The following is an 11,438-nucleotide window of genomic DNA, read 5'->3' as shown; positions in this document are numbered from 1 at the left end:
CATCGTTACCGGTCGTCTGAGGTTCGCGCAAGTGCGAAGCGCCGGGGGATGCGCTGGGCTAGCGTCCGACTCGGATCGCCTCGTTTCGGCGGTTCCAGCAAGGAGAACCGTGACCATCGTGACCGCGAGCGCGCCTCTGGACGAGATGTCCGGTGCACCCGACGTGCGTGTCGTGGCGGTGCCCGCCGGGCATCCGTATGTGCGGCGTGTGACGGATGCCGCGGGCATCGATCTGCTGCCCGATCCGCCGGTGCCGGGGGCGGCGGAGGGGGTCTGGTGGCCTCCCGTGGCTCTCGACCCCGACTGGATCCGTCGGAACGCCGACCGCGCCGACATCCTGCACGTCCACTTCGGCACCGAGTCGTTCCCGGCCGAGCATCTGACGGCCTGCGTCGAGGAAGCACACGCGGCGGGATGGGCCGTCGTGTTCACCGTTCATGACCTGACGCATCCGCAGCTCTCGGACCAGAGCACCTACGCCGCGCAGCTCGACGAGCTCGTGCCGCTGGCCGATGCGCTCGTCACCCTGACACCGGGGGCCGCCGCCGAGGTGCGGGATCGCTGGGGGCGCGATGCGCTCGTGCTGCCGCACCCGGCGATCCTCCACGAGGGAAAGAGCCCCTCCGTCGTGGCCGTGAGCGAGGAGCTCCGGGTCGGGATGCACCTGAAGGACCTCCGCCCCGGAACCGATGGACCCACGAGCACCCGGACGCTGGTCGCGGCGATCGAGCGCCTGCGTGCCGAAGGACACCACGCCGTCGCTGAGATCCGCATGCACCGGTCTGTGCGCGACCAGGACGCGCGAGATGAAGTCCGTTCCGCGGTGGCGGGTCACCCTCACGCCGTCCTCGTGGAGCAGGGCCGGCTTCCCGACGCCGCCTTGAACGCTGCGCTCAGCGGGCTCGACGTCTGCGTGCTGCCCTACCGTTACGGCAGCCACTCGGGGTGGCTGGAGCTGTGCTGGGACCTGGGGGTGCCCGTCGCGGTGCCCGACGTCGGTCACTTCGCCGATCAGCACGACGACGCCTCGACCGCGAGCTTCCGTCCGGGCGACGTCGAGACTCTGACGGCGGCGCTGCGGTCGCTGCTGTCGTGCGACGACGCGGCACGGCCCGGTTCGATCGCGCGCGCCGAGCTGATCGAACAGCGTCGCACGCGACGCCGGGAGCAGGATGCCGCGACGGCGTCAGCGCACGCCGGACTGTACCGCCGGCTGCGCAGCGAGCGTGCCTCGTGACGGGGCGTCCGCTGCGCATCGCCGTCATCGCCCCGCTGCGTTTCCCGATCCGGAGGCCCCACGCCGGCGGGCTCGAGGCCGCGGTGTGGTCGGAGGTCGAGGCCCTGCGCGCTCGTGGCCATGAGGTGACGGTCGTCGCGGTGACCGGGTCGGACCACGTCGAGCCCGGAAGCGTGTGGGAGATGCCCGAGCTGGGCTGGGATGCCGACGCGGTGCGCACCGACAAGACGTATCCGCCCGCCTACGAGACCCTCAGCGTGCCGAAGCTCCGCCGCGCCCTCGAGACCCTCGGGTCGCGCGCCGCCGATGTCGACGTGATCTCGAACCACTGCTTGCATGCTCTGCCGCTGCAGATGGCCCCGCAGCTCGATGTGCCGATGGTCACGACCCTGCACACTCCGGTGGACGACGATTTCGTGCGCGCGCATCGTGCTGCTGCGGGCCGCGGCAGCACGTTCCTCTCCGTCAGCGAGCACACCCGCCGCGAATGGCAGCACGCGGGAGTCGCCTCGACTCTGCTGGCCAACGGGGTGGACCCCCGAGTGTGGACGATCGGTCCGGGCGGCGACGACCTCGTCTGGTTCGGCCGCATCGTGCCTGAGAAGGCCCCGCACCTGGCGGTGGCCGTCGCCCGCGCGCTCGGGAGACGCCTGACGATCGCGGGTCGCGTGGGTGATCGCGCGTACGCCGACGAGGTGCTCGCCCCGCTGCTCGATGATGACGTGACCCTCGTCGGCGAGCTCACGCCGCGCGAGCTCGCCGTGCTCGTCGGCCGGTCCGCGGTCGCGCTCGCCACACCGGCATGGGCCGAGCCGTTCGGGCTCGTGGGGCCCGAAGCCCTCATGTGCGGAACGCCGGTCGTCGGCTTCGCGGTGGGCGGCGTGCCCGAGATCGCCGCCGCGAGCATCGGTATGCGTCTGGTCGGTGCCGGGGACGTCGCGGCGATGGCGGATGCCGTCGAGGCGATGTGGGGGCACGGCCGTGATCCGCACTTCCGTCGAGCCGTCCGCGCGCGTGCGGTCGATCGGTTCTCCCTCGATGCGCGGACGACCGCCCTGGAGGAGATCTTCGCGTCGCTCAGCACGGAAGCCGCGCCCGCCGAGCTGCCGGCATGACGGGGCGCATCGGCTGGTACGTCCATCATCACGGCCGCGGGCACCTCACGCGGATGCGGGCGATCGCGCCCCATCTCGATGCCCACGTCGTCTGCTTCAGCTCGCTGCCCGCTCCCGACGACCTACCTGCGAACGTCTCGTGGGTCGGCCTCGCGCGCGATGACCAGCCGGCCCCGGCTCTCCCCGGCGACGATCCGACGGCGGGCGGCCTCCTGCACTGGGCGCCCCTGCGCCACGCCGGCCATCGGTCTCGGCTCGCCGTCATCGCGGCGGCGGTCGCGACGGGAGACGTCGATGCCTTCGTCGTCGACGTCTCTGCCGAGGTGACGCTCTTCCTCCGACTCCTCGGCGTCCCGGTGATCATCGTCACGCAGCCCGGCGACCGCATCGACGAGCCCCACCGGCTGGCCTTCGCGGCGGCACGGCGCGTCATCGCGCCGTGGCCGGTCGAGCTCTACGCGCCCCGGCATCTGACCTCGTTGGGTGACCGTGTCGCGTTCGTGGGCGGGATATCGCGGTTCGCGGGCCGCGCACGCCCGGCCCGCCCACGCGGTGGTGAGGTCGTCCTGCTCGGGGGCGGTGGCGGAGCCGACGTCTCCGCTGACGACATCGCGGCGGCGGAGAGCGCGTCGGGGCGTCCGTGGCGCGTGCTCGGCGCCGGGTCGGGTTCATGGACGGCCGATCCGTGGGAGGCGCTGTCGACGGCATCCGTCGTCGTGTCGTGGTGCGGCCAGAACGCCGTCGCCGACCTCGCTGCGGCGGGCGCGCCCGCCGTCGTCATCCCGCAGGAACGCCCGTTCGCCGAGCAGCACGCGACGGCGTCGGCGCTCGGACGCTCGGGCCTCGCGGTCGCCCTGACCGGGTGGCCCGATCCGGCGCGGTGGCCGGACCTGCTGGGGCAGGCATCCGCCCGCGGCGGCGAGGCCTGGGCTGCGTGGCGCACCGAAGGAGCGGCGCAGCGCGCTGCCGCGGTCATCAGCGCCGAGCTGCGGACGGGAGAGGCTCGATGAGCGATGTCGCGATCGTGACGCTCTGTTCGGCGCCTCGCCTCGGGCACCTGCGCAATCAGCTGCGTGCGACGGCGGGCCTGGCGCGCGTCGTCGTATGGATCGGCGACGACGATGCGCCGGACCTCGATGCCGAGCGCGTCGTGCGCGTCGCTCCGGGAGCGGCCGGCCTGCGGCTCGCGGCGGCGCGCAATGCCGGCGCCCGCGCCGCGGAGGCCCTCGGGGCGAGACTGCTCATCTTCCTCGACGCCGATTGCATTCCCGGGCCCGAGCTCGTCGGTCGCTACCGGGATGCGGCGGGTCAGCACCCCGATGCGGTCCTGTGCGGGCCGGTGACGTATCTGCCCGCCGAAGCCGCACTCGATGCGGCTTCCCTCCGCGCGGCCACCGCGCCCCACGCGGCGCGCCCGGCTCCGGCGGCGGGCGCCCTGCAACGCGCCGCCCCGGAGGAGTACCCGCTGTTCTGGTCGCTGTCGTTCGCGACCACGCCCGCCGTGTGGCGGGCCGTCGGCGGCTTCGACGAGAGGTACGAGGGATACGGGGGTGAGGACACCGACTTCGCGTTCTCCCTGCGGCGTGCATCGATCCCGATGATCTGGGTGGGCGGTGCCGACGCGTACCACCAGTATCACGAGACGTCCTCGCCGCCGTGGCAGCACCTCGACGACATCCTGCGCAACGGTGCCCTCTTCGCCCGGAAGTGGGGCGAGTGGCCCATGACGGGCTGGCTGAAAGCCTTCGAGCGGGCCGGAGCGATCGTCAGCGGGGACGACGGCTGGCGTCGAGCCTCGGCCTGATCGCGCCGGCGAGGAGGTCGGTCGCGGCGCCGATCAGGTCGCGGGCGACGGGGTCGGGGGCGAAGTCGGCGACCTGAGCGCGGGCGTGTTCGGCGAGGGTGCGTGCCCACGCCGGATGGCGCACCGCGACGTTGATGGCGGCGGCGAGGCGTTCGGGGTCCGCGGGCGGCACGCTCTGGCAGTCCTGTCCGTCGGTGCAGAATTCGTCGTACCCGCTGCCGGAGGTGACGATGAGCGGGGTTCCGATGGTCTTGACCTCGAGGGCGACATTGCCGAATCCCTCCCAGCGCGAGGGGCAGATGACGACGTCGGCGCGAGCGATGGCCCCGTAGAGCTCGTCACCGGGCACGTGCCCGAGCCAGGTCACGCGGTCGCGCGCCGACGGCGGCAGCATCTCGACGAGCGCGGCACGCGTCGGCTCGTAGCGGGCATCGCCGCCGGCCCCGGCGACGACCAGCCGCGCCCGCGGTAGCTCCTCGTGCACGCGCCGGAAGGCCGAGAATGCGTCTTCGATGCCCTTGCGACGTTCGGACCGTCCGAGGAACAGCACGACCGGCGCCTCATCGTCCGGCCAGCCCTGCGGGACCCCGGCGCGTGCCGCGGCGGCGGCCACGGCGTCGACGTCGATGCAGTTGCGCACGACGCGAGCCGGGGGCAATCCCGGGTAGAGGTCGCTCGTGCGCTCGAGCATCGCGCGGGAGATGGAGATGAGACCCGCGGAGCGATACAGCTGGCGCCGTTCGGCGGCGGCCTGCCGCGCACGCACGACACGCTGTCCGATCGGCAGGTCGGCAGGACGGAACCCGGAGACCTCGTCGGCGAGCCGGACCCCGGTCGCGAGGTTCGTCAATAGCGGCGCCGTGCGGGGGAGCATGGCCGCGAGGCCTCGCCACTCGGGTGCGAAGACGACGTCATGGCGGCGTGATCGGTAGGCGCGCCGCACGCCGCCGCCGATCAGGCGGATGCCGTCGCCCGCGTCGTCGGACACGAGCTCGTCGTTCGTCTCGATCGCGAGATCGACCGCGATCCCCTGGCGCGCGAGGGCCGGAAGGAGGGCAGCGTAGTGGCGGCCGATCCCGCCGGTGTAAGCGGTGACACCGGCGTACTCGGGAGTCGCGACGAGCCAGCGGGCGTCGGCGTGCGACGTCAGGATCCCGGTCATGAGGCCTCGGAAGGCAGCGTGCCGAGCGAAAGCCCGGTGACCGCAGCGGCCTCGGTGATCATTGCCCGCACGCGCCGCGGGTCAGTGACGACCGGGTGCGGCGATGCGAAGTCGAATCGGAGCGGGATCGAGCGCTCGAACCACAGCGTGCTCCGCCCCTGTCCGTCGCCGTGTCGCCAGCTCACCGTGAACCCTTCGCCTGCGCCGAGCTTGGCCGCGACCACGAGCTGAAGATGAGCGAGCACATCGTCGGGCATGACGATGGGGATCAGGTCCGACCCGTATCTCAGTACGCCCATCGCGGTGCTCGCCTCCCCTCGTGCCACGACAGGGTGCACCACCCGCTCGCCGTTCCGAGTGGCCCTTGACGAGCCGGTCGTGGGCGAGCTAACGGCGCGAGGGACGCAGGCGTCGTCGCAGCGCGCCCGTCATCCGGCGTGCGGTCGCCGCCAGGCGACGCAGCCCGCCTCGCGTCCGCCGGCGGCGGCGCGCCGTCCGGAGAACGCTCGCCCAGCGGCTGCGGATGCGCGCGTCGCTGTAGGCGGATGCCGTCGCTCGCGCGCTCCGCCGCATCGCGGCTCGTCGGGCGGGGTCGAGCGCCGCTGCGGCCCGGATGGCGTCGGCGAGTGCGTCGACGTCGCCGTCGGGCACGAGCCAGCCGTTCTCGCCGTGGCGGATGAGCTCGGCCGGCCCGTAGGCGATGTCGTACGCGATGGGAAGGCAGCCCGCGGCCATCGCTTCGAGCAGGACGAGGCCGAACGCCTCGGACCGGCTCGTGAGCAGGAGCAGGCTCGCCGTGGCCATCGCCGAGGCGGGGTCGTCCGTGTGACCGTGGAAGCGGATGCCGTCGTCGTCGGCAGCCAGCGCGACGAGCTGGTCGGCCTGGGACCCGGTGCCGTAGACGTCGAGGCGCATCGCGGTGTGGCCGCGGGTGTCACCGTGGACCCGGCGCATCGCGGCGATGGCATCCTCGACGCGCTTGATGGGTTCGAGGCGGGCGATGACGACGGCGTCCTCGCGTTCGGACTCCTGCGGCAGCGCGGAGACGTCGACGGGGGCGACCGGGTGGGCGACGCTGGTGAGGAACGGGTGTGGCCCGACGATCGCGCGGACGTCGGCGGCCTGGGCCTCGGTCGCGAACGCGACGGCGTCGAAATCGGTGAGCCGCGAGAACACCGGCTGCCGGGATGCGCGTACCGAGCCGGGTGTCGGGCCGCGGTGCGAGCCGTGCACGACGTGGACGGTCGTGACGCGGCGACGGCGGTAGCCTGCGGCGAAGGGGGCGACGGTCTTGCTGTCGACGATCAGGAACGCTTCGTCCTCGCCCACGATGTGGTCGAGCCAGTCCGCGTAGAAGTCGTATCGCCGACGCCAGGCCCGGATGGGCCGGCCGCCGGCGTCGCGTGCGAGGAGGACGCGGCCGCGCGCCCCGACACGTCGCTCCGACAGCGCGATCGTGCCGTCGGGGCGGAGGTGGTCGATGTCGACGGGTTTGCCGTCCTCGCCGAGCCGCAGCCGGCGGAGGAGCACGCCGCCGGCCTCGTCGCAGACGATGTCGTCGCCGTCGGGGTCGAGCGGCGCCGGGGCGTCGGGCACCCCGGAGCCGGTCGGAACCTCACCCGTGCGCGGCCAGTCGTAGAGGTTGCGGATGGTCACGGACGTCTCGACTCCGACGCCCGGGATGGGCGGGAGGGGGAAGGCGCGGTCGTCGAGGGTCAGGACGTCGACCGGTGTTCCCGCGTCGGCGAACAGGCGGCTGCGGTCGAGCATCGCGGTCGTCATACCGCCGTAGGGAATGGCGATGCCCCAGGTCAGCGCGAGGTGACGTCCGGGAGGAAGATCGGAGACGGGCACGGCGTGGTCACCGCGGTCCGGGACGCACGGACACGTCCGGAACCTGGGCGTCCCGGGGGAGGTCGAGTGCGGCGAGCGCGGCCGTCGCGACCGACTCGGGGTCGATGAACGCGGCGGGGTCGTAGTCGCGGCCCTCCTGACGGTGCACCTCCGCCTGCATCGGGGTGGCGGTCCGCCCCGGGTACACCGTCGTCACCCGGATTCCGTTCGCGGCCTCCTCGCCGCGGAGCGCATCTGCGAGGGCCTTGAGGCCGTGCTTCGACGCGGCGTACGCGCTCCAGGAGGGGTGTGCCGTGAGGCCTGCGCCGGAATTGACGAACAGGATCTGACCGCGCGCGGCGCGTACCGCGGGCAGGCTGATGCGGGTGAGCTCCGCGGCGGCGATGAGGTTGACGGTGAGCTGGTCGACCCACGCGGTGACCGGCAGGTCGGCGACGGGGCCGAGTTCGACGATGCCCGCGCCGTGGATCACCGTATCGATCGCATCGGGCACGCGATCGGCGAGGGCCGCCGCGAGCTCGGCGGGCTGACGCAGGTCCGCAGCGACGCCGACGGCGCCCGGAAAGAGGTCCGCGAGCTCGAACGCTCGGGGTTCGTCGCGGCCGAGGAGCACGAGCCGGTCGCCGCGGTGGGCGAGCCGGCGGGCGATCGCGAGGCCGATGCCCGAACCCGCCCCCGTGATGAGATGCGTCTTCGTCATGCACCCATCGTCCCATCCGCACGCTCCGCGGCCGCGTCCGTTTGCACCCCGCCGCCGAACGTGCGACGATCATCTCGGACATGTGACTGGTCATGCAGGCAGGATCCGAACGTACGTGCATCGCACGACGCTCGGGTCCTTTTTTTATTGCCTCCGACCGGGTCCGGAGCGGAGCCGCTCCGGCGGCACGGTCCGGGATTCCACAGGAGGAAAACGAAGATGACCACCACGAAGGATGCCGCGGGCGCGATCCTCGAGCATGTCGGCGGACCCGAGAACATCGCCGCGCTGCAGCATTGCTCGACGCGGCTCCGGTTCAATCTCGTCGACGATGCCCGCGCCGACGAGGCGGCCCTGAAAGCGGTGCCCGGCGTCATCGGCGTCGTGCGCGGCCCCCAGACGCAGATCATCGTCGGGTCGAAGGTGAGCGACTACTTCGCCGAGATCGAGCGACTGCGCGGCGGCCGCGCGGCCGGTCGTGCGGCGGGGCAGACCCGGCAGAAGCTGACGTGGAAGCGCGCGGGCTCGGCGATCATGGACTTCGTCGTGGCCGTCTTCACCCCGATCATCCCCGCGATCGCCGGCGCGGGCATCTTCAAGTCGTTCTTGATCCTCGCCTCCGCGCTCGGGTGGATGCAGACGACCGATCCCAGCTATCAGGTACTCTCGGCGATCCCCGACGCGGTGTTCTTCTTCCTGCCGCTGCTGGTGACCTACACCGCCGCGAAGAAGCTCGGCGTCAATATCCCCCTCGCCCTCGGCATCGTCGGTCTGCTGGTGTTCCCGGCCTTCTCCGGGCTGCTGACCCAGGAGGGTGGCGTCGCGCTGTTCGGCCTGCCGATCCCGGCGATCGCCTACAACGCCCAGGTGTTCCCGCCGATCCTCGCTGTGCTGCTGCTGTGGCCCGTCGAGAAGCTGGCGACGAAGATCACGCCCGGGCCCATCCGCACCTTCTTCGTGCCGCTCCTGTGCTTCATCGTGGTCTCCCCGATCATGATCTTCGCCCTGGGGCCGCTCGGCTACGGACTCGGGTCGCTGCTGACCGGCGGAATGCTCTGGCTGTACGGCACTCTCGGCTGGGTCGCCATCGCACTGCTCGCCGTCGTGCTGCCCTTCATCATCTCGGTCGGGATGCACAAGGCCTTCATCCCGCCCACGATCGCGACCGTCGCGCAGCAGGGACGTGACCCCTTCTACCTCGTGGCCTCACTCGCCCACAACATCGCCGAGTCGGGCTCGAGCCTGGCCGTCGCGATCCGCACCCGCAACAAGACGCTGCGCGGCACGGCCATCTCGTCGGGCATCTCCGCGTTCTTCGGCATCACCGAGCCCGCGCTCTACGGCGTGACGCTGCAGAACCGCCGAGCACTGTTCGCGGTGATCGCCGGGTCGCTGACCGGCGGCGTCTACCTCGGCATCGCTGCTGTCGGAGCCTTCGCCCTCGTCAGCCCCGGAGCGGCGAGCATCTCGATGTTCATCGACGTGCTGAACCCGTGGAACCTCATCCACGCCGTCATCGGGGCCCTCGTCGCCTTCGCGACCGCCTTCGTCGTCGCGCTCGTCATCTGGAAGGACTCCGACTCGGGCACGATCCGCGCGCTCGAGGCTCAGGCCGGCAGCGCGGGCGACATCGCGGCCGAACCGGTCGCCGACGGCAGGCTCGTCGCCCCCGTCGCCGGCGAGGTCGTCCCGCTCGACCGCGTCGACGATCCGGTGTTCGGTGGCGGCATCCTCGGCGACGGCGTCGCGATCCGTCCCAGCGCCGGCTCGGTGTACGCGCCGCTGTCGGGGGTGGTCTCGAGCCTGCTGCCCTCGAAGCACGCCTTCGGCATCACCGGCGACGACGGCGTCGAGGTCCTCGTCCACGTCGGGCTCGACACCGTCAAGCTCGACGGTGCCCCCTTCGTCGCCCACGTCGCGCAGGGCGATCGCGTCGAGCGTGGTCAGCTCGTCCTCGAGGCCGACCTCGAGGCGATCCATCTCGCCGGGTTCGACACGATCACCCCGGTCGTCGTCCTCAACGGCGACGCGTTCGACGTGGTCGAGGCTCTCACCGGCCCCGTCGAGGCGGGCACCGGCATCTTCACCGCACGCACCAAGGAGGCCGCTCGTGGCACTGTCTGAATCGTTCCTGTGGGGCGGCGCGCTCGCCGCCAACCAAGCCGAGGGCGCGTGGCGCGCGGGCGGCCGCGGGCCGGCCGTCTCGGACATCGCGAAGTACCGCCCGAACGTCGATCCTCGCGAGTACGCGATCCATCACGCGCACACAGTCGAGAGCATCACGGCGGCGATGGCCGATGACGACGAGACCTACTACCCCAAGCGCCGCGGGATCGACTTCTACCACCGGTACCCCGAAGACCTCGCGCTGTTCGCCGAGATGGGCTTCACGGTGCTGCGCGTGTCGATCGCCTGGACGCGGCTGTACCCGACGGGTGAGGAGACCGAGCCGAACGAGGCGGGCATCGCCTTCTACGAGGGACTGTTCACCGAGATGCGGCGGCTGGGCATCGAGCCGCTCGTCACGCTCTCGCACTACGACCCGCCGCTCGCTCTCGCCCTGAAGAACAACTGCTGGGTCGATCGCAGCACGATCGCCCTGTTCGAGCGTTTCGCGCGCACGTGCTTCGAACGCTTCGGGCATCTCGTGAAGCTGTGGCTGTCGTTCAACGAGATCGACGGCATCGTGCGGCACCCGCTCACCTCGGGCGGCATCATCGAGGAGACCGTCGAGGGCAGCGTCCTGCAGGCCTGCTACACGGCCCTCCACCACCAGTTCGTGGCCTCGGCCTCGGTGACCCGGATGCTGCGCGAGATGTGGCCGGAGTCGCAGATGGGGTGCATGCTGACGATGCTGAAGACCTACCCGCTGACGTGCCACCCCGACGACATCGCCGCGACGCAGGCGAAGGACCGGCTGCTCTATCTGTGCACGGACGTCCAGGCCGGCGGTGCCTACCCCCGGCTCGCCCTGAACGCGCTCGCGCGACAGGGCGTCGAGATCCCGTTCGCGCCGGGGGATGCCGAGTTGCTGCGCGAGCACCCGGTCGACTTCATCTCGCTGTCGTACTACATGACCCTCGCCGAGTCGGTCGACCCGAATGCCGAGCGGACGCCGGGCAACACGGTGCTCGGGGTCAAGAACCCCTACCTCGAGTCCAGCGAATGGGGGTGGCAGATCGACCCGGTCGGACTGCGGATCTCGCTCATCGATCTGTACGACCGCTACGGCAAGCCGCTGTTCATCGTCGAGAACGGACTCGGCATGCGCGACGAGCTGACCGCAGACGGACGCATCCACGACCCGTACCGCATCGACTACTTCCGCGCGCACTTCCGCGAGATGATCCGGGCGGTCGATGAGGGCGTCGAGCTGATGGGGTACACCAGCTGGGCACCGATCGACATCATCAGCGCGTCGTCGTCGCAGATCTCCAAGCGATACGGTTTCATTCACGTCGACCTCGACGACCTCGGCCAGGGCAGCGGTGAGCGTCGACGCAAGGATTCGTTCTGGTGGTACCAGCGGGTGATCGCCACGAACGGTGCAGATCTCGGGTGACCCC

General features: G+C 71.5%; 10 protein-coding genes. 6 read left to right on the top strand and 4 right to left on the bottom strand.

Annotation, left to right across the window (positions count from 1 at the left end; all coding sequences use genetic code 11):
- Positions 1-109 precede the first annotated feature (109 nt).
- Genes ACU6RU_RS02195 through ACU6RU_RS02180 form a run of 4 tightly spaced genes read left to right on the top strand, consistent with a single transcriptional unit; the run spans position 110 to position 4,156 of the window.
- The gene (locus tag ACU6RU_RS02195) at positions 110-1,237 is read left to right on the top strand and encodes a hypothetical protein (protein ID WP_446725786.1); all 1,128 of its coding nucleotides are present in this window, start codon (positions 110-112) and stop codon (positions 1,235-1,237) included.
- Entirely contained in the window at positions 1,234-2,352 is a 1,119-nt protein-coding gene (locus tag ACU6RU_RS02190) for a glycosyltransferase (RefSeq protein WP_289330911.1), read from the top strand. The genes ACU6RU_RS02195 and ACU6RU_RS02190 overlap by 4 nt, the downstream gene beginning before the upstream one ends.
- Positions 2,349-3,362, top strand: coding sequence for a glycosyltransferase (locus ACU6RU_RS02185; RefSeq protein WP_446725785.1), 1,014 nt, complete (start codon positions 2,349-2,351; stop codon positions 3,360-3,362). Before ACU6RU_RS02190 ends, ACU6RU_RS02185 begins: the two co-directional genes overlap by 4 nt.
- On the top strand, positions 3,359-4,156 hold the full coding sequence (locus ACU6RU_RS02180; RefSeq protein ID WP_446725784.1) for a glycosyltransferase family 2 protein: 798 nt from the start codon (positions 3,359-3,361) through the stop codon (positions 4,154-4,156). Before ACU6RU_RS02185 ends, ACU6RU_RS02180 begins: the two co-directional genes overlap by 4 nt.
- Here the strand turns inward: ACU6RU_RS02180 and ACU6RU_RS02175 are convergent.
- From ACU6RU_RS02175 to ACU6RU_RS02160, 4 genes are all read right to left on the bottom strand, one after another.
- Positions 4,119-5,318: a glycosyltransferase family 4 protein gene (locus tag ACU6RU_RS02175; protein WP_446725783.1), complete on the bottom strand. Its 1,200-nt coding sequence runs from the start codon at positions 5,316-5,318 to the stop codon at positions 4,119-4,121. The two genes, ACU6RU_RS02180 and ACU6RU_RS02175, sit on opposite strands and share 38 nt — an antisense overlap.
- On the bottom strand, positions 5,315-5,617 hold the full coding sequence (locus ACU6RU_RS02170) for a DUF7882 family protein (protein ID WP_289330915.1): 303 nt from the start codon (positions 5,615-5,617) through the stop codon (positions 5,315-5,317). The genes ACU6RU_RS02175 and ACU6RU_RS02170 overlap by 4 nt, the downstream gene beginning before the upstream one ends.
- An 88-nt stretch (positions 5,618-5,705) precedes the next feature.
- On the bottom strand, positions 5,706-7,172 hold the full coding sequence (locus ACU6RU_RS02165; protein WP_446725782.1) for a glycosyltransferase: 1,467 nt from the start codon (positions 7,170-7,172) through the stop codon (positions 5,706-5,708).
- Positions 7,173-7,179: 7 nt separating this feature from the next.
- The gene (locus tag ACU6RU_RS02160) at positions 7,180-7,872 is read right to left on the bottom strand and encodes an SDR family oxidoreductase (protein WP_446725781.1); all 693 of its coding nucleotides are present in this window, start codon (positions 7,870-7,872) and stop codon (positions 7,180-7,182) included.
- A gap of 219 nt (positions 7,873-8,091) precedes the next feature.
- On the opposite strand from ACU6RU_RS02160, the gene ACU6RU_RS02155 reads away from it, so the two are divergent.
- Both ACU6RU_RS02155 and ACU6RU_RS02150 read left to right on the top strand, forming a co-directional pair.
- Complete coding sequence (locus tag ACU6RU_RS02155; RefSeq protein WP_289330918.1) at positions 8,092-9,996, top strand: beta-glucoside-specific PTS transporter subunit IIABC; 1,905 nt, start codon at positions 8,092-8,094, stop codon at positions 9,994-9,996.
- Positions 9,983-11,434, top strand: a complete 1,452-nt coding sequence (locus tag ACU6RU_RS02150; protein ID WP_446725780.1) for a family 1 glycosylhydrolase — start codon at positions 9,983-9,985, stop codon at positions 11,432-11,434. Before ACU6RU_RS02155 ends, ACU6RU_RS02150 begins: the two co-directional genes overlap by 14 nt.
- Positions 11,435-11,438 lie beyond the last annotated feature (4 nt).

The sequence above is a fragment of the Microbacterium sp. F1-18 genome (genome assembly GCF_052921305.1).
Note: the sequence above shows the minus strand (reverse complement) of the source record. Positions and strands in the feature narration are given on the sequence as shown.

What these genes read in the sequence shown, in the direction of transcription:
- ACU6RU_RS02185 (WP_446725785.1), top strand. Translation starts at nt 2,349, where the DNA reads ATGACGGGGCGCATCGGCTGGTACGTCCATCATCACGGCCGCGGGCAC.
- ACU6RU_RS02180 (WP_446725784.1), top strand. Translation starts at nt 3,359, where the DNA reads ATGAGCGATGTCGCGATCGTGACGCTCTGTTCGGCGCCTCGCCTCGGG.
- ACU6RU_RS02175 (WP_446725783.1), bottom strand. Translation starts at nt 5,318, where the DNA reads ATGACCGGGATCCTGACGTCGCACGCCGACGCCCGCTGGCTCGTCGCG.
- ACU6RU_RS02170 (WP_289330915.1), bottom strand. Translation starts at nt 5,617, where the DNA reads ATGGGCGTACTGAGATACGGGTCGGACCTGATCCCCATCGTCATGCCC.
- ACU6RU_RS02160 (WP_446725781.1), bottom strand. Translation starts at nt 7,872, where the DNA reads ATGACGAAGACGCATCTCATCACGGGGGCGGGTTCGGGCATCGGCCTC.
- ACU6RU_RS02155 (WP_289330918.1), top strand. Translation starts at nt 8,092, where the DNA reads ATGACCACCACGAAGGATGCCGCGGGCGCGATCCTCGAGCATGTCGGC.